Origin of the sequence: Ruegeria atlantica, assembly GCF_947495585.1 — a bacterium.
GTDB classification, from domain to species: domain Bacteria; phylum Pseudomonadota; class Alphaproteobacteria; order Rhodobacterales; family Rhodobacteraceae; genus Ruegeria; species Ruegeria atlantica_G.
On sequence record NZ_CANLZK010000022.1, the window covers coordinates 15,402 to 40,912 of the forward strand.

Here is a 25,511-nt window from a genome sequence, read left to right on the forward strand (position 1 = left end):
GCAGCCAGCCGAAGCTTAGAGGGCGTAGCCCGCTTACGCGATATTTGCATCGGGTGCAATATTACGGTGTCAGTGAGCTCACGACTTGCGGACGATACCGACCTTTGACTTCGCTGCACTATTGGATAGTGTCTGCGCTTCACGGCCGAAGCAGGAAACGCTCGTGGCGCATTCCCATGCCTCGCGGCAGACGCGAAGAGAAATTGAGCTACCCGTCATCTTTCGGATAGATAAACCCGTTCACTGGGTAGAAATTGCCATATCGGCCCGGTTGGGTTTCGACACGGACCAAGGTCTTGTCATTGTGTTTGGATACGTCCCTGACGCCCATTTTCAACGATACCTTGTTTCGGTGCCAGTTGGCGTGATTCACGATGACTTCCCGGTCCGTGACAATACTGGACACGACAGCCACATGACCCAGGGGCATCACGTTGGTTGCTCGAAACGACATCACCGCTCCGACAGCTGGTTCATTGCCCAGTTCAAAAGTGCTGCGCGCCCGACCCCACCAATCCTTGGCATTGCCGCGAATTTTGATACTGCTGAGGTTCCGTGCGTAGGGCACGCACCACACCCTTTGCCCCCGGGCTTGCTTTTGCGCGACCTCGCGCAGAGCCATTGACTGACGTTCCGGATTGAGGTCCGCATCGGATGGGCGCTCGGCGCAGGCGGAGACAAAACTAAAAAACCCAATCGCAATCGCGGTTCGGGCGCTACCGGATATGCGCGGCCAAATCGTATTTGTTTTGTGGGCGCTGTTTTGCAAGACGCTTCATTGCCTGTTCGAAGACTAACGGGGTTCTACGATGACTTGATCGAGAATGAAGAGAAACATGCCAATTCCCCAGAAAAATGTCGCCAGTTCCCTGTGCCGTTCTTAGCCCAAGGATTGAGATGGAAGGCACATATGCACCAATAGTTATGAATGCTGCGCTTGAATAAGTAGGCAGCACTGGGCTTGTTGTCGTCATTCAGCGGTGCAGAGATAGCTCTCGATTTTTTGGAATCATGCAGTTGTTCACGAATCCATCCTGCCGTTCTTGCTTTGTGCAACATATTGGAGAAGGAATGCCCGCCGCGTGAAGAAGGTAAGATATCGGGATCTGATGGAATGGACATCCATTGATCTCTCAACTGAAAGGTTTTGGCGATGGAAGACGTCAGAGCCCAAAGAGTGAAGATCAATTAACCTGACCATATTCGTCGAGACCCGCCTGATCCAGAACGGCCCTGAAAGCCAAAGAAAATAGTTGTCTTCAGCTTTTTGGCCTCCAACCGGCTCGTTTCATAGCGTCGCCAAGTTCTACACCGTATTTTGGATTTTTAAACAATCTTTGAAACAATATATCCACGCGACTGTCGGGCCACTCACGCGAGAGCTTTTCCGAAAGGGATTTGGCTTTGCTTTCGTTTCCCAACATCTGATGTGCCGCCATCAGGTAAGCAACAGAAACAGGGCCGACAGGTCCGCCTTTTTCGGTTACCTGTTCAAAGGCAGAAACTGCGCCTTCTAAATCCTTCAGATGGAATTTTGCAGACCCCATGGCGTTCTGAAACACATAACCCCGGTTCAGAACGACTTTCGACAGCGTCTCTTCACCGATTTCCACAACTTGTTCGAACGAACCCGAATAGAGCAGGACCAATGACACGAATTCTAACACATGTACGTCGTTGGGTGCCAACCGCTGTGCTCTGTAAGAAAACTTCACAGCTTCTGGCCAATTTCCTTTGGTAAACTCAACCCAGGCCTTTGCGGTTTGACTCCACCCCGATTCAGGTGCCAGCTCAATCGCTCTGCTGGCCTGCGTGTCAGCATAACGCAACATGTCACGAGACAGATCGGTATCTGAAGTTAACAAAGAAATAGTTGATGCAACCTGCGCGGCCCCTGCATGACCCCCAAAATAGCTGTCGTCGCTTTCGATTGCTGCTTTAAAAATGGTCAAGGCTGCATTCAGCCGCGCAGGCTCCAACGCGGGAAAGATCAAGTCGCGGCCCGAATTGGCCAGATTCACGGCCTGAAGTCGCATTGGGGACGCATCAAAAATAGCGCTACGCTCATCGCGGCTTAAGCCTTCAACAGGCAAACTGGTCGGAACTTCACGCGTTGTCGAAAGCAATGCGAAGCCTGCAGCACCGCATAGAAGAATGAAAGCTCCTACAATCCCGATGACCGGACCGGGCCAGGTACGCGGGCTGGCTTTCGGTTCAGGTAACCCGGGTTGAGCCGTCTCTGGCGACTTGATTGATATCTCTGGCGCATATCCACCCTTTGGCAGATCGAAAACAGTACCTTCGTCGCGGCCATCTTTTGCATAGTATTCAACCAACTTGCGACGCAGGCGACCGGCGTCCACTCGCACCACGTTTTCGCGCCGCGCCATTTCTGCCACCGTCCCACCATAGACATCCATGGCGATGGTCTTGGCGCGAATTTCATCCGCCCGGCCGTTGAGCGATTCTTCGACCACATAGACAAGAAAGTCCTGCAATCGCTGAGAACCCGCGAAAGTCGAGGATCTGACAAGTCGTTGAAGTGCGGCCCGCACATCCTCAGCGTCAGGCGCAATGCCCTCATTCAGAGGAGGTGACTTGTCTCTAAATACTTCCATATTTTCAGCGAGTTACATCCATGACTACACCGTATTATGCCCCGATATACCTATTGTTAAAAGTGAATTCGTCCAACACTCCAGTATATCTGCTGATCTATCGAACGAGACATCGAAATTGAAAGGCCTCGAACTTGATACGCTGTTTCCCGACCACCAGGCCGCAATTGCGGACTTACGGCGCGTGGACACTGTGTTCGATGAGATCTGCCAAGACTACCAGCTTCTCACCGACGAGTATCTCTCCATGAATGCTGAGCCGGGAAGCCAATCGTATCAGATTCAATGCGACATCTGCGAGACCCTGGATGGTCTTAGGGATGAAATCGCCCAGTCCCTGCGGCGCGCAGGAAAGATGTAATTCGAAAATGGGGAAGGGATACCGATGAGATCAATATGGAAACATGCCTCTGCCATGGTGCTGATGGCTGGCGCGGGCTTCGCTCAGAATGCGCCCATCATTCATGATGGAGAATTCCACTTTCTCCGCGCACAATTTGGAGAGCAATGGGACGCGCAGGACACGGAGATCGAAGCGAAGCTTTCCGAGATCCGTGGCGCCAATGGCGGCAAACCACCTAATATTCTTTACATTCTGATTGACGATGTCAGTTTCGGTCAGATGGGCAACCGGACGATGAACTACGTCACCGGTTTCGATACGCCCAACATCAACGATTTTGCCACAGAAGGCATGTCCTTGATGAGGATGTATACCGAGCCATCCTGCACGCCGACACGAACGGCGATGTTGACCGGTCGTCATCCGGTGCGCGCGGGCGTGGAGGAAGTAAAGGTTGCTTTGGTCGGTGAAGGCCTGGCGTCCGAAGAGGTAACGATTGCCGAAATCCTGAAGGAAGAAGGGTACAACACCGCCCATGTCGGGAAATGGCATCAGGGCGATATTGAACAATCCTACCCGCACAATCAGGGATTTGACTGGGCGGCCTTTCCCTTGCATCAGCAGGTTCAGCTCAGCTTGATGACACGGGATGCGATGGTTGCCAACAACATGCTTGGCTTCCATGCGTCGGGTCAGTCTAACCAATTCCAGTTGGACGAGCGGTTCAAACCTTACGGCCTCGTAACTGGCGTTGAAGGTGAAGCGGGCGGCCTTGCTCGCGAAGTCGACATAGCGCCGGGCGAAGAATGGACACAGGCGAAATACGAAGAAATGAACCTGCGCTATCAGCGTCAGGCATTGGAGCAGTTGGAGCAGCTGGCTTCGCAGGACGACCCGTTTTTCATGCAATACTGGCCGCTTTATCCGTTGAACTTTGCCTATCCTGATGAAGCCGTTTCCCGCAATGGCGGCTTCCATGCCGACAAGTTGCAGATTTTGGACGGCTGGATCGGCGAAGTTCTGGCCAAGCTCGATGAAACCGGCAAGTCAGATAGTACCGTCGTCATGATCATGGCTGACAATGGCTTGATGTATCACTACGAGGGGACATCAGGCCTGAACCAGCTGATTTACCGCGGCGGCAAAACCCAGCACCTGGAAGGTGGCGTGCGTACTGATGCATTTATCCGTTGGCCTGGAGTAATCGAGCCGGGAAGCGCAGCTGGCGATATCGTGCATGTCTCAGATCTGTTCACTACCTTTGCCCGGATCGCAGGTGCGACCGACCGTATTCCACGCGACCGTGTGATTGACGGGATTGACCAGACCGCGCTGCTGCTTGAAGGCGAAGGCAACTCGCGCCGCGACTACGTCTATGTGTACGAGGGGCCGGTCTTACGCTCGGTGGTCAAGCAGGAGTTTAAAATGCACCTGCCTGCCCCGGGCCAGCCGGGCGCGGCGGCACCAGTTTTCAATGTCTACCGCGACCCGCGTGAAGAACATCCCCTTGTCGGGTATTCTCTGTGGTCCGGCGCGTCCTTTCAGGACATGGTCAAGCGCCATCAAAAAACCATTGCCAGACACCCGCATCTGCCACTTGGAAAGGGTGTTCCTTACGAAGGTATCGAGAATCTTCGCCCTGAAAGCGAACTGACCAGAGAAGTCTTTTCCAGTTGGCAATAACGAACTTGGGATGGTGGTGGCAAAGCCACCGTCTCACCAGTCGCACGAAGTTTTTTGGTACACGATGGCCCGCCATTTCACTATCCAATCATTACTGACGCCCTCGTTGCTGATGGCGGGTATCGCTGCCGGAGCAGAGGAAAACGCGTCGAACCCATTGGCTGCTGTCAACAACATGGACATTCGTTATCAGTATTTTGATCTTGAAGGTGGGGCAGACCGTCAGGATGTGTTCATTGATGGCGCATATATGCTGCGCCCTGATCTGAAGCTGAAATATGAGCTCCACTACAATTCGACAAATGCGACTGGCGCACGGTTCAGCGGGTTTGAAAAGACCAGTTTGAAGCTGATCTATTTCCCGTCACAGAAACCCCTGAATGACACCTGGACCGTCAAATCCGCGCTTGGGTTGGAGTGGACCCTTGATTTTGGCGACCCCGATGAAGGCATTGGCACCGGGTCGGATCAGATCGCCCCGTTTGGTGGCTTTGCCTTTGCCAACACAAACACCGGGCTGACGCTGATCCCTTTGGTCAAGCATTTCCATCGTATAATGGCCTGACCGATGTCAGCCAAACCGCTAAGCACTTGATTGCGCTTCAGCCGTTTGGCGACGGGTATTGGGCCAAAGCAGATATCAAAGCGCCCTATGATTGGAGAAATGACGCTTGGCTCGCGACCGCCGAGTTTCAGAGTGGCAAAAATCTCAGCCCCGGAATTGCCCTCTATGCAGATGTGCTGATCTGGATCTTGGTGACCTGCTGGGCATGCTCTATTTCGCGGCCACAGGGCGGTACGAGGCATGGAATGGGGACTTTGGAGTAATCGTTGACGCCAACTACGTTGGCATCGAACAGGAAACTTATATGCTTGGCCCATTGGGTGCCGATCTCCAGGGTGGCGTTAGATACAACTCCATTCGTCAGGAAATCGACGTAGCCACACCGGGTCCCGGAAATCCGCTCGTTTTGGGTGGCGATCAGAATTGGATCGAACCCGTAATCGGCGCGCGCGGTATGTGGCGTCTGAATAAGCAATGGACCGGGATTGCTTCTTTATAGCCTGGCGGTTTCGGCGCCGGTGGGAATGACCTTCAGATCGGCGTGAATATCGGGTTCGATTGCCAACTCTGGGAGAAAACGGCACTCACATTTGGATACCGCTATTTCAGCGTCGATTACAGCGACACGCTAAGTTCCGGTGAATTCGCACATGACGTCGACCAACATTGCCCATACTTTGGCATTATGTACTTCTTCTAGAAGTATGGGTGCTGCCGGTCAGCCTACCAAAGATAGGTTGGCTGCTGGGTGAGCACGGTTGAAAAAAGTATCATCCAACCAGCACATTGGCCAAGCGTTCAACCAACGCTCGTTGTACAATTGCAAACCTCGGCGTGTTTGCTATTTCGTCCAAGATTGCGACCCAGAGCGGAACCTCGAATTCGGGGACCACGTCGTGCGACCTGTGAAGTCGAGGATCCGCGTCGCCAAAAAATGAAGGCAAGATCGTTTTGCCGACTCCCGAAGCGGCCATCTGCTGTAGCACCAAAAAGCTATCTGCACCGTTGATCATATCGTCGGCACTCACATTTTCCTTCAGCCATTTAGCAGGGAGTGAACGGCTTAACGCTCCATCAAGCCTCATCCACTTGCGACCGGGGGAGCCGTCGTCAAAGACTCCAAATGATAGCGTTCCTGCCTGTTGCCCGATTAACCCTTCCCCCAGCTTTACCGATGGGCGCACAGCAATGTCCGCAGAAAGCCGGGATAGATCATGGTGGTTGTTTCCGCTCAACAATGTCAGTTTCAAGCCCGGGTAAAGGTGTGAGATCTCGTTTAGTATTGGTGGAAGAACAATCTGACAAAGACTATCGGTGGATGTAATGCGTACGTGGCCCACAGGGGAACGATTTGCACCGACAATGGCCCGCTCCACCGAAAGCACTGCGTCTTCAACACTTTCCATAGCAGACAAAATCGCACTAGCCTCAGGGAGAACGGCATACCCTGATGGGCCCTTTTGAAAAATCATGCAGCCATTTTGCTCTTCGAATGCAGCAACTCTACGAAGGACCGTGGCATGCGTGACACCCAAGGCCGCGGCAGCTGCATTCAATGAACCGTGTTTACTAACGGCAAGCGCGTAGCGAATGTTATCCCAATTCTCGTTGTTCATATATTAACAAGTGACGACGAATAACAAACAATTACAATAAATTTCGTTCAAGCTTACATTCGGCTTATTGAACAGGGAGACACATCATGATGAAGAAGTTCACAATCTTCGCGGCAGGTCTATTGTCAGTTGCCGCAATTGGCGCTGCCATCGCCCATGAAAGCGAAAACCCGGCTGTGAAAGCTCGGACCTCAATCATGCAGCTCTATGCATTCAATCTTGGTACTCTAGGCGGCATGGCCAAAGGAGAGACAGAATACGATGCGGAGGCGGCAACACGGGCCGCGAATAACCTGGTCGTTCTGACGCAGATTGATCAATCCGCAATGTGGCCGGCTGGATCAGATAACGTATCTGACCCTTCCACACGTGCTCTGCCCGCAATCTGGGAAAACTTCCCGGACGTAGCTGCTAAGGGGCAGGCCATGGCTGACGCCGCTGTTACGATGCAGGCTGCGGCAGGGCAAGATGTTGATGCCCTGAAGGGGGCAATGGGTAATCTGGGTGGAGCTTGCTCGGCATGTCACAAAGCTTACAGAGCACCGAAAGACTGACTGGTAGATAGCTGTGCGGCGGCTTTTCCTCTTCGCTGCTGTCTCTGCACTTTTGGTTGGATTGGCTGGGTTGGTTCTGACCCGGCCAAAAAGCGTCGACCAGGCTTTTCTGCACGGGGTCTCTTCTGATCTTACGAGAGGTGAGATCGTTTTCTACGCAGCTGGATGTGCCTCTTGCCACTCTGCACCGGACGCCGTTGGAGAAGAAAAGCTCATGCTTGCCGGCGGTCGTCGGTTCGAGACGGATTTCGGCACCTTCATTGCCCCAAATATATCCAGTGATACGGCAGCCGGTATTGGTTCGTGGTCCACGTTGGAATTGGCCAATGCCCTGATCCATGGAACCGGACGCAATGGGCAGCACTATTACCCGGCGTTTCCCTATACGACCTACGCCAACATGACCGCAGAGGATATTGTATCGCTCCATGCCTTCCTCGGCACGCTTCCTGCGGTCGCGACCGAAAGCAAAGCGCATGAGGTTGGTTTTCCCTTTAGCGTTAGGCGGGGTTTGGGTGGGTGGAAGCTGTTGTTCATGGCGTCAGGTTGGGTGGTAGAAGGCGATTTGACCAACCAACAAATCCGAGGCCGATACCTGGTGGAAGCGCTTGGGCACTGTGCTGAATGTCATACGCCGCGAAATGGCTTGGGTGGTTTGAAACGCGATCTTTGGCTGACAGGTGCGCCAAATCCTAATGGAAAAGGGCGCATACCAGGCCTGACATCTGACCAGCTTGATTGGTCCGAGGCTGACATTGCAGAGTATTTGAAATCTGGCTTCACACCGGATTATGACAGTGCAGGTGGCGAGATGGTTGAGGTAATCGAGAATACATCTCAGCTCACAGATGACGACCGTTTGGCAATTGCGGCCTATCTCAAAGTCGTTCCCGCACAATTGATTGTGCTTCCATCAGAGTAACAGCCGTTTGATGGGGATCGGCAAGTTGTTGAACGGTCGTCGTGCATGCCACTATGTCGCTGAATCCTTTGGCCGCTGGCGAGGATCCATCAAAGTCTGTCTGGCGTGGGGCGAACCAGTGGAAATGCCAAAAAGTAGCGCCCTAAGGGCACAATAATCTACGCCTGGCTATCGCGCCTTGGTCAGGATAACCCGATCGCTCTAAAGAGCCTGACCTTGCTAGAGGACCCGCGCGGAATCTGAACGAAGCCTTCGATGCTGCCTGAGAAATCCACTGGTTACGTCTCAAGACTCAAGATTTTTTGACTGCTCCGTACTGCATTTCATTTCGTGAAGCCGCTCGAGAAAGGATGCATTCAGAATATTGATCGAGCGATCCTGAATTCGAATTGCGTCGGCTCGCTTTCACTCTTTCAGGCATCGATTCACGTTGCTGCGGGTACCGCGGACCATGCTTCCGATATCGGATTGCGTGACAAACGCCCCTATCTTGATCGCCCGCCGTCCGTCGACCGAGATCGGCTCGCGATTTGACTGGCAACGCGCAACAAAGCTTCTGCAAGGCGTGTCGACCGGCTGTTCATCGTCAGACAACGCATAGCGTCAACGAATGTTCGGAACCTTTCCGCGACCAGATCGCTCAGAGCCAGACAGGTCGACATATTGGATCGGCTGAGCATATTCACAACATCCTTGCAAATGCGATAGACAGTGACGTAATTCAACGCAGTTGCGGTGCCTGCATATTGGCTTTTTTGGAATACGCCCAATTCACCAAATGTATCACCGGGGCGCAAAATAGCATAGGTAAACTCGAACTGTTCTGTGTCAGGCTGCTCAGGCGAACATAACCATCGGCCAGAATGCAAAGGTAGTTAGCCTCATCTTCCGGAAAGTAGATTACTTCCCCCTTGCGATAACGCCGCACTACCGTATCCTGCGAAGACAAGATGATTGAGATCTTAGATTGTTCATGTGCCTGATTTTCCTGGGGAATTTCACTGATCATGGGGATTCCTGACTGCATATGCGCCATGTACATTTGACCATCCGCAGGTCACGCTCTCAAGCTGACCGGTCAACGTGACCAATCAGGTGTTGTTCTTCCCAGAACAGCCCTAGGCGGATACACCAGGACACCTATTTTGTAGCATTTCACCCGGCGCCAAACAAATGCGGGCAGGTCAACTCGGTAATATTGACGGAAAGGCACATAAGAGTGGCTAGGTTCTGGTCCCATGAATTTAGTTGCCGCCATTTCGTCTACGTAGTTCAAGCCCCATAGTTCCAAAGGTGTACCATGAGCAATCTATTCCGGTTGGCCAACGAGCAGATAGCGCGCCTTCGACCTAATTTTTTAAAAAGTCCTGTATCCGGGGTCGAAAATCACACGACAAGCCTGTCCGATATGACAAGCGGCGTTCCAAACGCCGAAACCGCATCCAGTTTATGTTCGGACACCGGACGAGTTGGCGGCGCGTCGCAACACGGTACGACGGTTAACCAAAGGTCTTCCTGCCGCCCGGGCATTTCGCAGGCTGTTCAAAGATTACAGTGCAGCAGTCCAGACCCGGTAACGCCCCTGCCCCGTTACCTCTCGGATCAAACCCCGGTTCATAAAACGGTCGATATTGCGTTGCACCGCTGCGCGCGAAGCCTGCGTCAGGTCCTCGGCCAGCGGCGCCGACACCATGGGCCATGCGGTCAGCGCGTCGATCAGGCGCGGTGGCGTGCGACCACTCAGGTCGCTTGTCTCCTCGCGGGCGCGCTGATCCCAGGCGCTGACCCGATCCAGGTGCAACAAAGCCGCCAAAATCGACTGCCCTGCCCCTTTGATCCAGGCCGAGAGTTTCTCCTGTGGTTCGCCAACCCCGCGCAGCGCCCCCGGACCTGACAGCGCCAGCGGCATGAAGATCGCCCCACCCCGCCCCATCGACGCAGCATGTCGGGCTGCAATGATCGCTGCCTCAGTGTCCTGACCAACGCCTTCCGACAGGGCGCGCCAGGCATGAAACCCGATTGCGGCCTGCGTGACGGGATGCAAGCCTTCTGCATTCTGCATGATCTCAGCCAAATCGGCGACGGCCGCTGGCATGTCTTCGATACCCTGTGCCATGCGATCAAGAAATGCGGTCAGGCCGGTGGCCCAGCCGTCCTCTGCTGGGCCAGCCCCCGCCGTCAGACGGCGCACGGCCCAGCCTGCCCGGAACATCGCCTGGACATCATCGCCGGTTGCGCCAATCCGTAATCCGACCCACAATGCAAGCCGGTCGACACCGATCCTGTCCCCTGTCCACCAGCCCAGATCAGACACATCCATCAGCGCCAACCGGTGTCCCCACCCTGTCGGCCCTGCGCGCAAACGTTCGTCCAACGCCCCAAACGTGGCCGCCAGTTCCGCCAGTTCATAAGACAGCTCGGCCTGCGCCGCGCGCCAATCCCTTGGGTCAAACAGAAGGCGGCGATCGACCGCCGGACCGGGGGGCAGAAATACGTCCTGTGCCATACCTTCATCGGGAGGGAGAAACCAAAGATCATCTTCCTCAGCCGGGTCGGTGTCATAGATGCTGGGAGGACCGATCGCGTCGTCGTCCTCATCCGGGTCCGGCATCACAGGTTTCATAGTCATGCCCGCTATATTTCGGACATTTCGTGCGGTTCACAAGACGTATTCCGCCCTGCCCCCGGTCAACCGGCGAATGTTGTGGTCAGAATGTTCAGTTGCTGGTCAAGATCAGTCTGCTCGCTGCTGCCGATAAGCATATAGCCAAATCCATCCTGCGCCCATGTCGCTGTGGCAACACCACTTATCGCCGCAAGTTTGACATCCTTTGCCGGCGCACCTTCACCCTGGCGGATCACACAGAAGGCCAGCGGCTGACCCTGATCATCCGCAAAGACCACCTGAATCAGAGGTTTCCCCTTAAAAGACAGAACCTGAGCACGTTTTAATTCCAATCCGGGCAGCGTCTCAAGCGCATCCCGGTTAAGCGACCGGCCCAACTGTGCCTCAGCCCGCGCAAATTGCGCATCCAGCGCAACCGGAGAACTGTCCAACGATTCAATCGTATCCGGCGAATAAAGCGACTGATAGATTGCTGCCTGTTCGGCCCAACCCATTGGCTCTGGGCGTGTGGCCCAGAATGTTGCATACACGGCCACGACGGCAACTGACGCGGCAACTGCAATCAAGCGCCAGAGACCGCCTGCGGTGTCGGCCGTACTGACCGGCATTGGCTGCGGCAATTCAATCTGCGGCGCATCCGCAGGGATGTTTTCGAACACTGATTGCACCACAGGTGCCAACGGGTCCAGTGTCATCAGGCGTTGTTCCAGCGCAAGATCGGTTTCAATCGCCGCTTCGATTGCGGCGGCCTCGGCCGCATCCGCATTGCCTTCCAGATACGCCCTCAGCGTCTCGTCGGAAAACTTCATTTGCCACTCCGTCGAACGGTGTCTGCCGCATCATGCTGCATCACGTTTTTCAGTTTTTGCCGGGCGTTGGACAACCGGCTCATGATAGTGCCTATTGGCACCTCCAGCAACGCGGCGGCTTCGCGGTAGCTATATCCTTCAACAAACACAAGCATGACTGTCTCCCGCTGCGCTTCTGGCAACTCCATTACTTGTGTAAACACCTCAGCGGCGAAAATATTCGTTTCTGAATCCGGTCCGGTCGCAACCAATTCGGCCTCGGGCGTTACGGACAGCGCCTGGGCCTTACGCACCGAGCGTGCGCGCACCTCATTCAGCCAGATCGAGCGGCAGATCGTCATCAGCCAACTGTCCAACCGATCATACGACGTAACCTGATGATGACGCTCCAACGCACGCAGACAAGTCGATTGCAAAAGATCATCGGCAACGTCCGACGCCCCCGATAGTGCAAGACCAAACCGCCAGACCCGCTTGGAATGCGTCTGGATAGCGCCGCGCACGGCCTGTTCGGAGTTAATTTCGGGACTCATCGAATAAATCGCGACCTGTGTGTGTTTGCTTTCCACGGACCGGGCCCGCGGGGTCAGGACTGACATAACCCGAGGAGGAAAGAAATGAAACTTCTGTTGAAGGCAGTCACAATCGCGTCGGCGATTGTTGCAACCCCTGTTTTGTCCCAAACTTGGACGTTAGCCCCCGAAGGTTCGCATCTGGCCTATGGTTCGATCAAAAAAGATACCGTGGGCGAAGTTAACTCCTTCACAAATCTCTCTGGCCAAGTCGGCCCGGATGGCAAGGCCGATATTGAAATTGACCTTTCGTCGGTGGAAACCAATATCGACATTCGAAACGAACGAATGGTTGAATACGTGTTCCGCAAAGCTGGCAGCGCATCGCTGACGGTGCAGTTCGACATGGCAGATGTAACGGCCCTGAGCGTTGGCGAAACCACGATTGTCGATGTCGAAGCGATGCTTTCGCTGGCAGGCACAGATGTAGCGTTTGATGCCGAGATGTTTGTGGCGCGCCTGTCTGAAACATCCGTCTTGGTTTCAACAAATGACATGGTGTTCATCAGTACAGAAGATGCAGGCGTCGATGCTGGTGTGGAAAAGTTGATGGAATTAGCCGACCTGCCCGGCATCACCCGGACCGTACCCATCACAGCGCGCCTGATATTTAACTTGAACGAAAAGAAAGCCCAAGCGGAACCTGCCGCCACCGCCGTAACTGCCGCCGTTGCTATCGAAGGTGACGTAAAAGCAGGTAAGAAGGTGTTCCGCAAATGCATCGCATGCCACAAGTTGGACGAAAACCGCCATACGGTGGGCCCATCGCTTCACCGCATTATCGGCGCTACGGCGGGTCAGGCTGACGGATTTAAGTTCTCGGCCCCTCTGCAGGAGTCCGGTATCATCTGGACACCCGACACCCTGACCGCCTTTCTGGCGGATCCCAAAGGCACAGTTCCGGGCAACAAGATGCAGTTTCGCGGCCTGAAAAAGGAAGCCGATATCCTGAATGTGATCGCCTATTTGCAAGCCGAAGCACAGGGTTAAACCTGAGCCAATCCAATAAAGCGGGTTCCCTTTACACGCACTGCCACGCTATCCCTTGTCTGACCTCAGACAAGGGAGACGCGCGGCATGAGCGACACGGTCAAACTGACACTGGACGAGATCCGAAACCTCAGCCTGTCCATCCTGACCAAGTCGGGGTTTGGCCCGGAACACGCGGCCGCCATTGCCGATGTATTGACGACCTGCCAGGTCGACGATTGCCAATCTCATGGGTTGTTCCGCCTGTTCATGTGCAATGACACCATGAAGACAGGCAAGATTGACGGGCATGTGGCCCCGGCTCTTGCGCCTTCGGATAATGCCATTGTTCGTGTCGATGCGCGCGGAGGCATGTCTTTGCTGGCTTTTCGCGAAGCATTGCCTGTGCTGATCGAAAAGACCCGCACCCACGGCATCGCTGCAATGGCAATCAACCGCTGTTTTCACTTCTCGGCCCTTTGGCCCGAAGTGGAAAGTCTGTCTTCAGAAGGCCTGGCCGCGATGGCGATGGTGCCCAGCCACAGCTGGGTTGCACCGGCTGGGGGGAATCGTGGCAGTCTGGGTACGAACCCGCTGGCTTTCAGCTGGCCGCGTCAGGGCAAGGACCCCTTCACGTTTGATTTTGCCACCAGCGCCTTTGCCCGTGGTGAGATTGAGCTTTATCACAGGGCGGGTAAGCCCCTGCCCGAGGGTGTGGCCATAGACAAGGACGGTAATCCAACCACCGATCCGCAAACCGCGATGGAAGGCGCGATGCTGACCTTCGGCAGCTACAAAGGGTCGGCCCTGTCGATTATGATCGAGCTGTTGGCCGGTCCGTTGATCGACGACCTGACCAGCCTGGAAAGCATGGAGTTTGCCGAGGGCCAAGGCGGCGCGCCCTATCACGGCGAGATCATTCTGGCCTTTGACCCCGCCCAGTTCAGCGGTGGTCGTGCTGCAGCAAATGATGATCGCGCCGAACGTCTTTTTGCCGATATCGTCGATCAGGGTGCGCGCCTGCCGTCGCAAAGACGTTTCGCTGCGCGCGCACGCAACACCGCTCGTGGATATGTTGAGATCGCGAAAACCCTGCACGAAGATTTGCTGGTTTTGGCCGAACAGGTGTAAGGCCCGCGATCTTCTCTTTCCCTTAGCGGTGCGGCTGGCTAAGAAGTTCCTCCCAATTGAATTCAGGAGGCCCCCTTGGACCGCATCGCCCGCACCATCGCCACCGAAATCAACGCCCGCCCTGAACAGGTCAGAGCAGCGGTAAAATTGCTGGACGAAGGGGCCACGGTTCCATTCGTGGCGCGTTACCGTAAAGAGGTGACGGGCGGGTTGGATGACACGCAACTTCGAACTTTGTCGGACCGTTTGACCTATCTGCGCGAACTAGAGGCGCGACGCGCAACCATCCTGAGTTCAATCAAGGATCAGGACAAATTGACCGACGAGTTGGCGAAGTCCATCGCGCAGGCAGACACCAAAGCCCAACTGGAAGACATCTACCTGCCCTACAAACCCAAGCGCCGCACCAAGGCGATGATTGCGCGCGAAAATGGGCTGGAACCGCTTGCCGATGCAATCCTATCGAACCGTTCCACCGATCCCGAAGGGCTGGCACAGGGTTACATTGGCGAGCCGGTTCCCACGACAAAAGACGCATTGAATGGCGCTCGGGACATAATCACTGAACGGTTGACTGAAAACGCCGCGCTTCTGGGTGAATTGCGAAATTTCATGCAACGCGAGGCCTTGCTGACCTCGAAAGTGATCGAGGGTAAACAGCAAGAGGGCGCCAAGTTCAGCGACTACTTCGATCATACGGAACTTTGGGCCAAGACCCCATCGCACCGCGCCCTTGCAATGTTACGAGCGTCGAAAGAGGGGATCGTCACGCTGGACATCGCCCCAGAGCCCGAGGCTGGCGCTGCGCGAGCCGAAGCTATGGTGGCTACTCATCTGCAGACGCGCAGCGATGCACCCGGTGATAAATGGCTGCGAAAGGTTGCCGGCTGGACGTGGCGGGTAAAACTATCCCTTTCGATGATGGTCGAGTTGATGGCCGATTTACGCAGCCGTGCGCAAGACGAAGCAATTCACGTTTTTTCACGCAATCTCAAAGACTTACTATTCTCCGCACCCGCCGGCGCGAGGGCCACGTTGGGATTAGATCCCGGAATCCGAACCGGCGTCAAAGCCGCAGTCGTTGATGCAACAGGCAAGGTGGTTGCGACGGAAACCTTGTACCCATTCCAACCCAAGAATGATTTGCGCGGATCGCAGGCGGCGATCCTGCGCTTGATCTCAGCCCATAAGATTGACCTAATCGCTATCGGCAACGGCACAGCGAGCCGCGAGACCGAAAAGATGGTTGCTGACACGTTAAAACTGCTGCCGAAGGGCGTCAAAGCCCCAACCAAGGTTGTCGTTTCAGAGGCCGGAGCTTCGGTCTATTCGGCATCAGAATTGGCCGCGCGTGAATTTCCGGACCTGGATGTATCGCTGCGTGGCGCTGTTTCGATTGCCCGCCGTTTGCAGGATCCGCTGGCAGAACTGGTAAAAATCGAACCAAAATCCATTGGCGTCGGTCAATACCAGCACGACGTTGATCAACATCGCCTGTCACAGTCGCTGGCTTCCGTAATCGAAGACGTTGTGAATGCTGTGGGTGTGGATCTGAATACGGCCTCTGCCCCCCTACTCTCACACGTTTCTGGTCTTGGGCCCGGCCTTGCGGAGGCTATTGTTATGCATCGTGATCTCAACGGCGCGTTCCAATCCCGCAAGGAGTTGCTGCGCGTCGCGCGTCTTGGCCCGCGCGCCTACGAGCAGTGCGCAGGTTTTTTGCGGATACGGGATGGCGTGGAACCCTTGGACGCGTCCTCGGTGCATCCAGAAGCATACAAAATTGCAAAACGGATCGTATCTGCCTGTGGTCGTGATATTCGCCAAATCATGGGGCATGACGGTGCCTTGAAAGGGCTGAGCGTAGAACAGTTCGTGAATGAAGATTTTGGCCTTCCGACTGTGCAAGACATTTTCTCAGAGCTGGAAAAGCCAGGTCGTGATCCTCGCCCTAGTTTCGTGACCGCTTCGTTTACTGATGGGGTCGAAGAGATTACCGATCTGAAATCTGGAATGGTGCTGGAAGGGACAGTCACCAATGTGGCCGCGTTTGGCGCCTTTGTCGACGTGGGCGTGCATCAGGACGGCTTGGTCCATGTCAGTCAGCTAGCGGACAGGTTTGTCAAAGACCCGCATGAGGTGGTGAAAACAGGCCAGATGGTCAAAGTCAGAGTGGTCCAGGTAGACGTGCAGCGCAAGCGTATTGGTCTGACCATGCGAAAGGATAGCGGAGCAGAACGCTAGGACTCTGTAGCAAACTTTTGACCATTGACCTTGGTGGCTATCAGCGCCTGCGTGGCGACCGGCGTTAGCCAATTAAAGGTTGATCCATGATTGCTTTCAAAGGTACGCAGTGTCAAAATGACGTGAAACCGTTCGCTATGTGTTTCTATGTTCGATACGGTGTCTCCTATTGAGCCGGTGAATGTATCGTCGTCGTAGAAAGCAATGTTGTATTTGTTCAACATGGCGTTCTCGGTGTCGATATAGCCGTGCTCACGATATACGGTGATTGAGAAAAACCGGCCTTCGTGCAATTTGGCATTTATCTGGATGTGGACAACAATGAGGGCAAAATCGGTCTCGGATTTGATCTCGTGGGTGTCCGGTTCCAAAAGAACCTAATCGATATAGTGATTGTTTTGTGCACCATGGCCCAGAGATAGCGATCTCCAGCATCCGGCAAAGTGGTTGTCCCACCATTGCTACGTCGGCGACGTAGGCTGAATGAACGGCGTCACAGTTCATCCGAACAACCGCTTGCTCATCAAGCGCAACCAAGCCATCGGGATGGTAGCAAACACTGTATCCAAAAGCGATTTTGGCGGCATCAGAAAAACTCAGACCGGTTTTCGCAACCTTGTAGTTGTCGAGGGTGACAGGCATTTTGTCCACCAATGCAAGGGCCGGAAATACAGAGCTGCAAATCGCTGACACGTAAAATAATTCTAAATGCATGCTCATTTATTGCTTCTCCACAACAGTTTCTATGTCTGCTCCGGCGACAGGCACATAAGCGCGCAGAAGAACGTAAACCGGCGTCCCGGTCGGGATCGTTTTCGCCGCTGTCATCCCGGCTGTGCGTCACGGTGTGGGATTCGTCTTCGTTGGTTCCAGACAAAAAGGTCGTCCGGTCGTACCCGTTTTGATCATTGGATATTAGAAGCTTGTCATTGGGCCCGTAGACCGTAATCGAAAGATAGCCGTCGTCACGCACTATTTCTACCGGAACCGTAACTTTGTGCGAGTCCTCTCCATTGAACGGTTCACCTTGGGTGTCCGTGAAGAGCGCATTGTAACCAACGGCGTCAGGTGGTGTGTCCAACTGTCCTTGCTGGCCCCCGGCAGCGAGCGACAACTCCCCAACGTCACTAGATCTCTTGCCAAAAGAAACACTCGGACTGCTGCCGTTCAACACAATCGAATCGATGATTTCCAGAGCTTGCCATTCAATTTCGGACGGGAACCTTTGAACATTGCGATTCATGTCCCCCTTACCGCCGTCCATTGTGATGGATTTGCCAAGGCCCGGTACTTCGCCGAGGTTTTCGTCGACTAACATACGCGTAGACACGAGGCCCTGATCCGTTTCCAGGTTGACGACGTGGCCATATGAGCCCTTGGGAATGGGTTGGCCCGGACGTGTGATCAGAATAAGCAGGTCGGGATTCACAATGACCGCATAGGTGTTGTGGTTAATATCAAAGATCGAAATACGGAAAAACCTGTTATAGGTCGGCGCGTGAATAATAGCCGGGCCATCAGACACACTGAACCAGTTGTAACCAAAGTTCAAACATCCAAGGCCGCCTGCAGCGCGAACCTCGGCTCCTAGATCGGGAACGACTGAGAGGTAAAGTTACGTCCACTGGCCGCGCCCTTTGAGATGGGTTTCATCCGTGCATAAGTAAGCAGCGCAAGCTTTCTTTCGCTTGTGCGCTTCGTTAGCAACCAAAGGGGGAGAGTTTAACCACCCTCCTGCTGAGTGTCGCATGATCAACAGTGACGCCGCGCTCGGTTAGGATCTTCTCCAGATCTCGAGAGGAAACTGCGCATCTCAAATAGAAGTACACGACATACAAAACCACATTTCTGGGACGGTGGCAGCGTTTCAAAAAGATCATGCTGAAACCCGCCAGAGAACAAACGTTGGATCCTGCGTGATCTTCAATCCAGACAAGAAATTGTGCCAATGAGGTTTTGTTGCAAAGTTCTGATCGTGCACAGGTGTTCTTGCGACAACACCGAAGTAAGACGAGCTCCCTCGGCGAGCTGCCGAAACGGACAGAGCCCTAGCGTGAGTTGGCCCTTGCGGATTTCGTGCGCAACTTCGATCCCGTTTTGTGTCTCCGGTGCAGGGAAAGCCTTGCCCTCCACCATCATGGGCAAAAAATTTTGTCGCGGCGGGTTTGTTTAGACGTCGTGAAAGCATGAATTCTAGGGTCTTGCCGTATTAGACGACGGCCCAATATAGGTAACCCGATGCACCTTTCACTTTGATTTAGGTTTTGCCCAATCTCCAAGAATGGTCGCATGGCACTATGCGGCGACGTGCTGCCTCAGCGAATGCACCAGAATAGCGTGTTACCCATCGGTTCAGCGTGGTGCAATCCACTGAAACACCGCGCTCGGCCATGATTTCTTCCAGGTCTGGCTAAGAGACACCGTATCGAACAAAGAAACACACTGCGAATGGGATCACTTCTTTTAGATACTGCGCACCTTTGAAAGTAATCATAGACCAACCTTCAACTGGGTAACGCCGGTCGCTACGCCGGCGCTTCGGCCACGAATGTCAATGGTCAAAAGTTTGCAACAGATCCCAGCGTTCAACCATAATCTGTCGAAAACTTGAGTTCAAGGGGTTTTAAGGTAGCAAAGCGCCAGTTCCCATAGTGATCATAAAAAGAGTTTTTTGATCACTATATAGATGACCTGCAGTTGCGCGAACTTTTTGATGCCAAGCCGCCAATGGAAACGGACATCATCTGCTTAGTTCTGGTTTCGCCACGAAACTAACCAAGGTGGCGCGCGATCTGTTCTATCAGTTCTTGAGCATCCTCGGTCGATACTCCCCGCACTCGGACTCGAATGCGAACTTCATCTGGTGACAGCTCGGCCTGTATTGTCCCCCCTCCACCCAACTTGATAGGTGTCAACGGTTGGACTAGCTGCGGACGCCCGCCACGGGGCTTCTCAGTAGTAGGCGAAGGAGACGACTTCATTGCATTTTCCAGAGCGTCCCATTCGGTTTTAGGGTCAATAACCTCTGCCTCTGCCAGTGCCCGACGAAGTTTACTCTGAGCCCCCCCTCTCAGCGCCGATGCGAGTTTTAATCCCGCCTTCTCAGAAAGCGCCACAGGATGTTGCAGCAAGTCACCGAGAGCTTCATGGACCATAGCAAAGCTACGAACTTTTGATCTCTTGGCTTTGGAGGCCGCTGCAAACAAGACATCGACTGCTGCCTCGGTAGACTCGAATATCCCCTGCCCTACTGCCAGAACTGCAATTCGTCCACGCTCGTATGGGCTTAGGTTAGAGCGTAGCTCATTTTCCTCGACCATCGATACGTAAGCCCCCTGCCCCGAACCGGCACCTCTCACGAAGGCAGGAATGGTTGCAAACCGATCATCAGTTTTGGACAAACGTCTAAAAGCGTCTAAGCGCCTGAACCCCGAAATAAGACCATAGCTTTCGCCATCACGCGTCACTTCAATAGGTGTACGCAACCCGTTTGTTCTCAAAGACTCCAAAAGCTCCGCCATAGCCTCTTCGTCTTCGACCATCCGATCTCGACGAATATACTCAGCATCAATCGACTCAATCGGTAGCATTTCAGCCACCAAACCCGCATCCTTTGCGTCTCGCCACCTTGCTGCGTCGCTTTGATCCTTGGCTAATTCCACACGGTCCGTGACAGTCGCCATTCCACTTAAGGATGCAGCCTCTGCTGCTACCTGTGCAATCGGTGGTGTAGGCGTTGTACCGTCAAACGGGTTCAAAGAAGGTTTCGCGGCGAAACCCACCTCCAACTCTTCTAATTCCGCTGTGTTTGGAACAGCAAGTCTTCTACGTTTAGCCATTCGACTCTCCTCCCATTTGGGCATCCCGCCACCAACAACCTATTAGAACTTCTTTAAATTCCGCGTAGGTACGATCAAAAGTTTCACGTCCACGGACATAGGTTTCGCGGTTAAAATCTCGGTAATCAGCCTCGTAAATACCGTTCACTTGTTCACCCGCCTGCCCGACCAAAGCAGTGAAGTCCTGTCGGTAAGCGTTCATGAAGTCGCCAAAATACGCCTGGATCACGTTCGCCATATCTGTCTGTTGGCTGGCATCAAATCGGGTAATGATTGCCCGAACGACATCCCATTCGAACTTCAACTCTGGCAATCCGGCTGCTCGCTGGGCGGTGTTCTCCCCATCTTCGATACTTGCGAACGTCGTATACAGCATGTCAAAGAAGCGGCCGGTTGAATCGAACTCCAGGAATGACGCTCCAAGCGGGACCAAAAGGATATCCGCTGCAGCCAATGCGTTGATCGTTAGGTACCCAAGTGCAGGAGGGGTATCAATGAATACGATGTCGTAGTCGTTAAGAACACCTTCAGTCTCAAGAAAGTTGGTCAGACCATCCCACAGTGGCCAACTTTTTAACCCCATACGCCACACCGGGATTTGGAATTCTGCCCAGTACAAATTCAGTTGGGCACCAATAAGGTCGATATTGGGCCAATGCGTTTTCTGGATGACGTCAGTTGGGCTTGTTGCTAGCGCCTCTTGCAGTGTTTCATCCAAAGGGATTTCGGCCTGCCCGCCAACCTGCCGGACGCGGTTCTCTTCTTGAACAGCCCTCGCGTAATCTTTGGCTATCAGCGGAAATACTGTTTGCCACTCGTCCGCAACTGTTCCGCCAAGAATTGACGTCATCGATCCCTGGCTATCTAGATCAATTACCAGAACTTTGTAGCCATCTAATGCCGCAGACATAGCAAGGTGAGCAGCGGTTGATGTCTTGCCAACGCCCCCTTTGAAGTTCGCTACTGATACGACTTTGGCAGGCAGGCCTTCCGGACGATATGGCAAGTATTCCTTAGTACTGACACCTTCCGCGGCAAAGTGTTTTCTAAGCGTTAGAACCTCTTCAAGAGTAAACCACTTTGACCCTGCTTCTCCCTCTCCTTGTGGGAGCTCGGTATTTGCTTTGAGGACGCGTCTTAGGTGAGCAGGGGCTACGGGAATTAGGTACTTGGTGATCTCCCAGATAGAGAAACGACGTAACCGTTTTTCACCGTCGGGTGCGTAGCCTCTCCGGGCTAAGTCCTCGCGTCCTTTTGCACAGAAAGTGGCGGCTTTAGCGAATCGTGAAGTTCCAATAGGATCAGGTAACTTTGCCGCTGCTTTTTCCGGATCGAGATTAAGATAAGGGGGCAGGGGAGGTTGGTTGGTCTTATTCACTGTCGGTACCTCAGGTAATGTTCGCCTTGGCGGCGTATATAGCGCAATGTAGCGAACATTTAGATGAGAGGCTATCCTTCCTCTTCGTTTTTTCCACTGAAGTTGTAGTTCCCACTAGGTTTCGCCACGAAACTTGAATAATCAATAAAACAGAACGCAACAAATTGTTTAGTTAGTTTGTATAATTTAGAATCTTTGGGGTGAAAAAATCTATTTAATACAAAAGATTACATGTTTTTGAGTAACCATTTACAGGGTCAAGGGGACCCGCATACGGGATCATAAGTACCCAAGTACAGGACGTATGGCGCCAAGTTACGGTTAGACGGGTCCCGATTCTCAGGACGCCAGTATTTACCTTGAAAAAGGCTCTAAATTGGGGTTCAGGGCACGAGAGTTTGCGTGTTCTTTGCTTCGTGCGAATCTTTCCCATGCGTTTCTGTGGATAACTTTTGGGCTAACTTCCTAAGGTACCCGTCCACGGGATTGGCGTCATCCTGTATATAGGCACCTAAATTAGATTGCAACTCAGGTACCTATCATGCAAATAATGAGCAAACGAGCAGCCAGGCAGAATCATGCCGGATACACAAGTAAACATGGACAACCTCTCAGGCGCGTTGCGTCGGGAGACAGTTAAGAAAAACGTCGCCGCGATTCACATCAGCGGGAAGTTGACGCTGTTGCAACGCAAGTTGTCGAACGTTTTGTTGTTGAATGCATATGACGCGCTGACGTCCGCCCCGACCCATACAATTGACGCCCGGACGTTGGCGATGATGGTTGGATATAACTCAAACGACTTTGACACGTTGCGAGCAAGCTTGCGCGCTCTGGCTGAAACGGTCGCTGAATGGGACATGTTGGATGAGCAGGGACGCCAGGAATGGGGTGTTTCATCTTTGTTGAGTTTTGCAAAGTTGAAGAATGGAATCTGTGAATACGCATATTCACCAGCATTGGCGCAGAAACTTTATGATCCGAAGATCTACGCGTTAATAAATGTCCAGATTCAGAGAAATTTTAGTTCAGGACACGGTTTAGCGCTCTATGAAAATTGCTATCGATTTGTCCGGACAGGATCGACCGGTTGGTGGGCATTGGAAGTCTTCAGAAAGCTGATGGGGGTCGACGGAAGCGATTACTATGGCAGCTTCAAGCATCTAAATGCCAAGATCATTAAACCAGCTGTCGCCGAAGTTAACAAAAGCTCTGATATTCTCATTGAGCCTGAATTTCAGAAGAAAGGCCGCACAGTTACAGATATCCGGTTTCTGATAAAGGGTAACCCGCAGAAAGCGATGTTTGAGATTGATGATGAAGATGGCGTTCGCAATCTGACAATCTACAAGACGCTGCGCCAGCAAGGTGTGTCCGACAGGTTGGCACGACAATGGATTTCTGAACATGGCGAAGACTATGTTCGGGAAAAGCTCGAATATGCCAAGGGCAGGGATGGAGTTAAATCGACTCTTGGTTTCCTGTCCGCTGCTTTGCGGGACAACTATCAAGCACCAGAAAAGAGGACGTCGGCGGTGCCAGGCCCATCAGTGGGTGATGCTGTAAAACGCAGGACTGCCGAACAAGTGCAGCAGGACAAGGAATACGAAGCAAGGACTGTAGAGCGAACCGAACGCGCGCGGCGATTGGCAATTGTTGAGGACCTGGTTTCGCGGCGAAACCCAACGCAACGCGATGCCGACAAGCGGCTCTTTCTATCGGGCCTTGATAATGATCTCGACCGAGAGCATTTCAGAGCTCATGGGTGGCGATCAGGGTTGAACGCCACAAAGATATTCGAATTCTGGGAAGATCTCGAACCAGAGGTATTCATATGAGTGTTGTTTCAAAAGCGTGCACTAAGGCTGTTGCTTTTTTACGCAGATTATGAGATTTCACCAAGCGCAAAGTGGTGCGCATTATGTTCTTCTTTTGAGCATTAAGCCTGATTTACGTTTGAGCGATATGAGTGTTGGTTTGAACGTGCAGGAGGTGATGACGAATGGCGTCTTCAGCAGATTGAGGGTCTCCGCTGACAATAGCATCGATAATAGATACGTGCACATCATCCGGGCAGGTTGAGCCTTGGTTTGTTCCGAATAGTGCGACGATCAGTGAAGCTCGGGTTACCAATTCGCGTACAACGCGGGTCGGAACCGAGTTCTCATGGCACCTCGCTAGTTCGACATGAAAGGCACCCGAAAGGCTAATAATTTCGGTTCGGTCATCAATTTTGCGCGCGACCTCTTTCCTCTCGACATGTGCGCGCAGGATTTGAACTCCAGTTTCGCCAACGTCGCGTGCCAGTTCCCGCACGATCCCGGTTTCAATCATCAGGCGGGCAACAAAAACCTCGCGGGCTTCATCAGCACTGGGGCACGCTACATAGGCGCCGAGATCTAAGTAGGGAGGAAATAGTGAACCGCAGAAATCTGATGAAATCTTCTGTTGCTTTGGCTTCGGCCGCATCCGTCCTTGGATCGACAGCCTGGGCCGAAAACCCAGTGCTGAAGATAGGCTTTGTTGGGGTGACCTCGGGTCCGGCGGCTGCTTGGGGTATCTCAAATCAACGTGCGATGGAGGCACGGGCCGACTGGATAAACGAGTCCGGCGGTTACAGGATCGGAGACACCACTTACGATAGCGAAATCGTTTCTTTTGTTCATCAATAAGACCCCAAGCGTGTGATCGCCGGTATGGAAAAGATGGCGCAGGAAGATATCAACTATCTGTTCGGTCCCAACGTGGATGACGGTGCTGCAGCCGTGCGACCTGTCGCCGAAACCCAAGGGATCATGTATTTTCCCTATGCTTTCCCGAAAGAGTTATACTCGGCCCCGACGTCAAACGCCGTTTTGGGCATGGTTGCGAACTATCAATCAGGATCCGCGATCTATAAATACCTCAAGGATGAAAAGAGTGTAAAATCCGTTGCTTTTGTGGCCGCGAACGAGTCCGACCCGCTCAGCCAACGGGATGGAGGTATCGAAGCTGCCAATGTTTTGGGGCTTGAGGTTGTTTCTGACAACGTAACCTATCAGGTGGATACCACGGATTTTACTGCGGTTCTAACCCCTGTCATGCGCTCGCAGCCTGACTTGCTGGTCCTGTCCGGAGTATCCCCGGCCAATGCGCCGCAGTTGATCCGCTCGGCGTGTGAACTTGGGTTCAAAGGCATGTTCTCAACCGAAACCGTGCAGGATGCGACGGTTCTGCGCGAGGTGGCAGGGGACTTGGCCAACGGCTTCATGTCGGTTGGGGGCGCGTCAACGCCTGAGATTGCATCGGATGACATGAAAGAATTCGTCAAACGCTATACCGATATCTTCGGCGAGTATAACGACGAGTCCAACACCAAGGTTTGCGCGTTGGAGTACATTTTGGTGACATTGAATGCGAACCCGGTGGGTATCGAGGCCCCCAACCCGTTCATGAAGGGCGACGCCAAGATGCGGTTTGTGGGCACGACGTCGTTCGGACAAAAGCGTCAGATTGCCGAATTTGATGGCGACAGAAACGGATCTTCGCCTGCTGCCCAAGCCGGTCTGCCCTAGTAGTTTTCCGGGGCTCTGTTGCAAACTTTTTGACATTGACGATTGTTGGGTTAGCGCGCGAGTGATCAGCAGCAATAATCAGCCGAAA

At 53.4% G+C, this 25,511-nt stretch carries 26 protein-coding genes and 2 pseudogenes; 13 read left to right on the top strand and 15 right to left on the bottom strand.

What is annotated here, in order from left to right:
• Window positions 1–208: 208 nt before the first annotated feature.
• The 3 genes from QMP16_RS22170 to QMP16_RS22180 all read right to left on the bottom strand — a co-directional run bounded on the left by QMP16_RS22170 (window position 209) and on the right by QMP16_RS22180 (window position 2,498).
• Window positions 209–622, bottom strand: coding sequence for a CHAP domain-containing protein (locus tag QMP16_RS22170; protein ID WP_282154171.1), 414 nt, complete (start codon window positions 620–622; stop codon window positions 209–211).
• Window positions 623–804: 182 nt separating this feature from the next.
• On the bottom strand, window positions 805–1,122 hold the full coding sequence (locus QMP16_RS22175) for a hypothetical protein (RefSeq protein ID WP_282154172.1): 318 nt from the start codon (window positions 1,120–1,122) through the stop codon (window positions 805–807).
• Window positions 1,123–1,259: 137 nt separating this feature from the next.
• The gene (locus QMP16_RS22180; protein WP_282154173.1) at window positions 1,260–2,498 is read right to left on the bottom strand and encodes an adenylate cyclase; all 1,239 of its coding nucleotides are present in this window, start codon (window positions 2,496–2,498) and stop codon (window positions 1,260–1,262) included.
• A 238-nt stretch (window positions 2,499–2,736) separates the two neighbouring features.
• Here QMP16_RS22180 and QMP16_RS22185 point away from each other — a divergent pair, with 238 nt between their 5' ends.
• From QMP16_RS22185 to QMP16_RS22200, 4 genes are all read left to right on the top strand, one after another.
• The gene (locus tag QMP16_RS22185; protein ID WP_282154174.1) at window positions 2,737–2,979 is read left to right on the top strand and encodes a hypothetical protein; all 243 of its coding nucleotides are present in this window, start codon (window positions 2,737–2,739) and stop codon (window positions 2,977–2,979) included.
• 24 nt (window positions 2,980–3,003) lie between these two features.
• Complete coding sequence (locus tag QMP16_RS22190; RefSeq protein WP_282154175.1) at window positions 3,004–4,644, top strand: sulfatase-like hydrolase/transferase; 1,641 nt, start codon at window positions 3,004–3,006, stop codon at window positions 4,642–4,644.
• 112 nt (window positions 4,645–4,756) lie between these two features.
• The gene (locus tag QMP16_RS22195) at window positions 4,757–5,209 is read left to right on the top strand and encodes a hypothetical protein (RefSeq protein ID WP_282154176.1); all 453 of its coding nucleotides are present in this window, start codon (window positions 4,757–4,759) and stop codon (window positions 5,207–5,209) included.
• A gap of 106 nt (window positions 5,210–5,315) precedes the next feature.
• Window positions 5,316–5,708 (top strand): hypothetical protein, encoded by a 393-nt coding sequence (locus QMP16_RS22200; RefSeq protein ID WP_282154177.1) that lies wholly within the window; start codon window positions 5,316–5,318, stop codon window positions 5,706–5,708.
• Between the two features lie 271 nt (window positions 5,709–5,979).
• Here the strand turns inward: QMP16_RS22200 and QMP16_RS22205 are convergent, their stop codons facing one another.
• The gene (locus QMP16_RS22205; protein ID WP_282154178.1) at window positions 5,980–6,825 is read right to left on the bottom strand and encodes a LysR family transcriptional regulator; all 846 of its coding nucleotides are present in this window, start codon (window positions 6,823–6,825) and stop codon (window positions 5,980–5,982) included.
• An 86-nt stretch (window positions 6,826–6,911) separates the two neighbouring features.
• Between QMP16_RS22205 and QMP16_RS22210 the strand changes: the two genes are divergently transcribed.
• On the top strand, window positions 6,912–7,379 hold the full coding sequence (locus QMP16_RS22210; RefSeq protein ID WP_282154179.1) for a c-type cytochrome: 468 nt from the start codon (window positions 6,912–6,914) through the stop codon (window positions 7,377–7,379).
• A gap of 13 nt (window positions 7,380–7,392) precedes the next feature.
• Window positions 7,393–8,301: a c-type cytochrome gene (locus QMP16_RS22215; RefSeq protein ID WP_282154180.1), complete on the top strand. Its 909-nt coding sequence runs from the start codon at window positions 7,393–7,395 to the stop codon at window positions 8,299–8,301.
• A 485-nt stretch (window positions 8,302–8,786) separates the two neighbouring features.
• On the opposite strand, the gene QMP16_RS23710 is transcribed toward QMP16_RS22215, so the two are convergent.
• Together QMP16_RS23710 and QMP16_RS22220 are read right to left on the bottom strand one after the other, a co-directional pair.
• Entirely contained in the window at window positions 8,787–9,098 is a 312-nt protein-coding gene (locus QMP16_RS23710; RefSeq protein ID WP_432653429.1) for a hypothetical protein, read from the bottom strand.
• Window positions 9,023–9,310, bottom strand: a complete 288-nt coding sequence (locus QMP16_RS22220) for a hypothetical protein (protein ID WP_282154181.1) — start codon at window positions 9,308–9,310, stop codon at window positions 9,023–9,025. Before QMP16_RS22220 ends, QMP16_RS23710 begins: the two co-directional genes overlap by 76 nt.
• A 353-nt stretch (window positions 9,311–9,663) precedes the next feature.
• Here QMP16_RS22220 and QMP16_RS22225 point away from each other — a divergent pair.
• Window positions 9,664–9,804 (top strand): annotated as a pseudogene (locus QMP16_RS22225) (IS5/IS1182 family transposase); the annotation flags it as partial.
• A gap of 46 nt (window positions 9,805–9,850) precedes the next feature.
• Here the strand turns inward: QMP16_RS22225 and QMP16_RS22230 are convergent.
• From QMP16_RS22230 to QMP16_RS22240, 3 genes are read right to left on the bottom strand one after another with little or no spacing between them, the layout of a single operon-like run.
• Window positions 9,851–10,930, bottom strand: a complete 1,080-nt coding sequence (locus tag QMP16_RS22230) for a helix-turn-helix domain-containing protein (RefSeq protein ID WP_282154182.1) — start codon at window positions 10,928–10,930, stop codon at window positions 9,851–9,853.
• A gap of 59 nt (window positions 10,931–10,989) precedes the next feature.
• On the bottom strand, window positions 10,990–11,736 hold the full coding sequence (locus QMP16_RS22235; protein WP_282154183.1) for a hypothetical protein: 747 nt from the start codon (window positions 11,734–11,736) through the stop codon (window positions 10,990–10,992).
• On the bottom strand, window positions 11,733–12,269 hold the full coding sequence (locus tag QMP16_RS22240; RefSeq protein ID WP_282154184.1) for an RNA polymerase sigma factor: 537 nt from the start codon (window positions 12,267–12,269) through the stop codon (window positions 11,733–11,735). Before QMP16_RS22240 ends, QMP16_RS22235 begins: the two co-directional genes overlap by 4 nt.
• A gap of 84 nt (window positions 12,270–12,353) precedes the next feature.
• On the opposite strand from QMP16_RS22240, the gene QMP16_RS22245 reads away from it, so the two are divergent.
• The 3 genes from QMP16_RS22245 (at window position 12,354) to QMP16_RS22255 (ending at window position 16,652) form a co-directional block, all read left to right on the top strand.
• Window positions 12,354–13,298, top strand: coding sequence for a c-type cytochrome (locus QMP16_RS22245; RefSeq protein WP_282154185.1), 945 nt, complete (start codon window positions 12,354–12,356; stop codon window positions 13,296–13,298).
• Between the two features lie 87 nt (window positions 13,299–13,385).
• Window positions 13,386–14,408: an Ldh family oxidoreductase gene (locus tag QMP16_RS22250; RefSeq protein WP_282154186.1), complete on the top strand. Its 1,023-nt coding sequence runs from the start codon at window positions 13,386–13,388 to the stop codon at window positions 14,406–14,408.
• Between the two features lie 75 nt (window positions 14,409–14,483).
• Window positions 14,484–16,652 carry a Tex family protein gene (locus QMP16_RS22255; RefSeq protein WP_282154187.1) on the top strand — a complete coding sequence of 723 codons (2,169 nt, stop codon included), beginning with the start codon at window positions 14,484–14,486 and terminating at the stop codon, window positions 16,650–16,652.
• Here QMP16_RS22255 and QMP16_RS22260 read toward each other — a convergent pair.
• The 5 genes and pseudogenes from QMP16_RS22260 to QMP16_RS22280 all read right to left on the bottom strand — a co-directional run bounded on the left by QMP16_RS22260 (window position 16,649) and on the right by QMP16_RS22280 (window position 21,869).
• Window positions 16,649–17,023, bottom strand: a complete 375-nt coding sequence (locus QMP16_RS22260) for a hypothetical protein (RefSeq protein ID WP_282154188.1) — start codon at window positions 17,021–17,023, stop codon at window positions 16,649–16,651. The genes QMP16_RS22255 and QMP16_RS22260 overlap by 4 nt on opposite strands.
• Window positions 17,024–17,238: 215 nt before the next feature.
• Entirely contained in the window at window positions 17,239–18,177 is a 939-nt protein-coding gene (locus QMP16_RS22265) for a DUF1254 domain-containing protein (RefSeq protein WP_282154189.1), read from the bottom strand.
• A 588-nt stretch (window positions 18,178–18,765) separates the two neighbouring features.
• A pseudogene (locus tag QMP16_RS22270) lies at window positions 18,766–19,146 on the bottom strand (DDE-type integrase/transposase/recombinase); the annotation flags it as partial.
• 277 nt (window positions 19,147–19,423) lie between these two features.
• The gene (locus QMP16_RS22275) at window positions 19,424–20,491 is read right to left on the bottom strand and encodes a ParB/RepB/Spo0J family partition protein (RefSeq protein WP_282154190.1); all 1,068 of its coding nucleotides are present in this window, start codon (window positions 20,489–20,491) and stop codon (window positions 19,424–19,426) included.
• The gene (locus QMP16_RS22280) at window positions 20,484–21,869 is read right to left on the bottom strand and encodes an AAA family ATPase (protein WP_282154191.1); all 1,386 of its coding nucleotides are present in this window, start codon (window positions 21,867–21,869) and stop codon (window positions 20,484–20,486) included. Before QMP16_RS22280 ends, QMP16_RS22275 begins: the two co-directional genes overlap by 8 nt.
• Window positions 21,870–22,447: 578 nt before the next feature.
• Between QMP16_RS22280 and QMP16_RS22285 the strand changes: the two genes are divergently transcribed.
• The gene (locus QMP16_RS22285) at window positions 22,448–23,707 is read left to right on the top strand and encodes a replication initiation protein (protein WP_282154192.1); all 1,260 of its coding nucleotides are present in this window, start codon (window positions 22,448–22,450) and stop codon (window positions 23,705–23,707) included.
• 112 nt (window positions 23,708–23,819) lie between these two features.
• Here QMP16_RS22285 and QMP16_RS22290 read toward each other — a convergent pair whose 3' ends face one another.
• The gene (locus QMP16_RS22290; protein ID WP_282154193.1) at window positions 23,820–24,338 is read right to left on the bottom strand and encodes a GntR family transcriptional regulator; all 519 of its coding nucleotides are present in this window, start codon (window positions 24,336–24,338) and stop codon (window positions 23,820–23,822) included.
• Between QMP16_RS22290 and QMP16_RS23595 the strand changes: the two genes are divergently transcribed.
• Both QMP16_RS23595 and QMP16_RS22295 read left to right on the top strand, forming a co-directional pair.
• Window positions 24,287–24,541, top strand: coding sequence for a hypothetical protein (locus tag QMP16_RS23595; protein WP_348774631.1), 255 nt, complete (start codon window positions 24,287–24,289; stop codon window positions 24,539–24,541). The two genes, QMP16_RS22290 and QMP16_RS23595, sit on opposite strands and share 52 nt — an antisense overlap.
• Window positions 24,542–24,553: 12 nt before the next feature.
• Window positions 24,554–25,423, top strand: a complete 870-nt coding sequence (locus tag QMP16_RS22295) for an ABC transporter substrate-binding protein (RefSeq protein ID WP_348774630.1) — start codon at window positions 24,554–24,556, stop codon at window positions 25,421–25,423.
• Window positions 25,424–25,511: the final 88 nt, after the last annotated feature.